This is a genomic window from Actinomadura harenae (assembly GCF_003696215.1).
In the GTDB taxonomy this organism is placed as follows: Bacteria; Actinomycetota; Actinomycetes; order Streptosporangiales; family Streptosporangiaceae; genus Spirillospora; species Spirillospora harenae.
This window is the reverse complement of sequence record NZ_RFFG01000258.1, coordinates 1-1,721: the sequence shown is the minus strand read 5'-3', so window position 1 is coordinate 1,721 and position 1,721 is coordinate 1. Positions and strand designations below refer to the sequence as shown.

Sequence of the window (1,721 nt, the reverse complement as noted above, 5' to 3'; positions counted from 1 at the left end):
CGGTCACCGCCACCTCGTCCCGGCCGAGGAGCAGCGCCAGCGGCGTCGCCTCCCCGCCGCGCCGCGACGAGGCCGCCGCCGCGCCGTCGCAGGGCGGCGGGTCCGACGTCGCGGGAGCCTCCGGCGCGGCCGTCGGCCGCGTCCTCGGCGCGCGTCCCGGGAACCACCTCATGGCTAGCCGGCCAGCGCGGTACGGCGGCGCAGCGCGCCGGTGAGGAGGGAGACGACCCGGTCCTGCTGGGCCCCGGTCAGGCCGGGGAACAGCGGGAGCGACAGCAGCTCCTCGGCGACCCGGTCGGTCACCGGCACCGCCCCGCACTCGTCCGGGCCGAGCAGGCCCCGGTACTCGGTCATGTGGCTGATCGGGATGAAGTGCACCGACGTCCCGACGCCCGCCTCGGTCAGCTCGGCGATCACCGCGTCCCGGTCCGGGATCCGGACCTGGTAGAGGTGCCAGGCGTGCGTGACGCCGTCCAGGTTCCGCTGCGGCAGGACGAGGCCGGGCAGCCCGGCGAGCGCCTCGTCGTAGCGGCGGACGAGCTCGGCGCGCTCGTCCTGCCAGCCGGGCAGCGCGGCGAGCTGCGCCCGCCCGATCGTCGCCTGGATGTCGGTCATGTTCGCCTTCAGGCCGACGTTCCGGACGTCGTAGCGCCAGCTCCCGCCCGGCAGGTACCGCTTCCAGGAGTCCTTGCTCATGCCGTGCAGCCGCGTCGACCGGACCCGGTCGGCGAGGTCGGGATCGGTGGTCGCGACCGCGCCGCCCTCGCCGATCGGCATGTTCTTGGTGGCGTAGAAGCTGAAGCACGCGGCGTGCGAGTCCGCGCCCGCGCTCCTGCCGTCGCGGGCCGCGCCCGGTCCGTGCGCCGCGTCCTCGACGACGCGGTTCCGGTCGAGCCCGGCGGCCCGCGCGAGCGCCGGGACGTCCACCGGGTAGCCCGCCTGGTTCTGCGTGACCATCGCGAGCGGGCGCGTCCGCGCCGCCGCCTCGGCCACGGTCGCCTCGGACGGCACGAGCGTGTCCTCGTCGACGTCCACCAGCACCGGGCGCAGGCCCGCGTGCAGGATCGCGTTCACCGCCCCGCAGAAGGTCAGGCTCGGCGTCAGCACCGGCGAGCCCGGCGGCAGGTCGAGCGCCCGCAGGCACAGCTCCAGCGCGGCCGTGCAGGAGGCGACCGCGACCACGGTCTCCGCGCCCAGGTAGGCGGCGAAGTCCCGCTCGAACTCGGCGACCTGCGGGCCGGTGGTCACCCAGCCGGAGGTCAGCGTCTCGGTGACCCGCTCGGCCACGCCGTCCGCGAAGGACGGCACCGCGAACGGCACCCTGTCCCCGGACGGTCTGTCGACGTCGCGGCCGTTCTGCTTCCCCGCGTCGTGGCTCATACCGCTACCCCTTGATCTTCCGGCTGGTCGCGACGACCCCGAGCAGCGGCCAGCCGGACGCGGCGACCAGGTCGCGCACCGACTCCAGGCCCGCGACCGGCGTCACCGGCCCGGCCACCGCGACGATCCCGAACCGCGTGTCCGCGCCGGGGTCGACGTCCTCGAACGCGTGCACGAGCGTGAGCGGGCGGACCTCCACCGGCCGGGGGCCGTCCGCCGGCGAGGCGACCTCGCCGGACTCGCGGGTCAGGACGGGCCGTCCGCCCGCCCGGACGACCGACGTCGAGGGCGGCTCGTCCGGCGGGGGCGTGGGCGCCGCCGGGCCGCGCGCGTCGTCGCCG

At 76.8% G+C, this 1,721-nt stretch carries 2 protein-coding genes; both read right to left on the bottom strand.

The window, feature by feature from the left end:
• Positions 1-174: 174 nt before the first annotated feature.
• Positions 175-1,380 carry a DegT/DnrJ/EryC1/StrS family aminotransferase gene (locus tag EBO15_RS43330; RefSeq protein ID WP_122200205.1) on the bottom strand — a complete coding sequence of 402 codons (1,206 nt, stop codon included), beginning with the start codon at positions 1,378-1,380 and terminating at the stop codon, positions 175-177.
• Positions 1,381-1,384: 4 nt separating this feature from the next.
• Positions 1,385-1,721: hypothetical protein (locus EBO15_RS45005; protein WP_199745194.1), on the bottom strand; the 337-nt coding region annotated here is incomplete at its 5' end.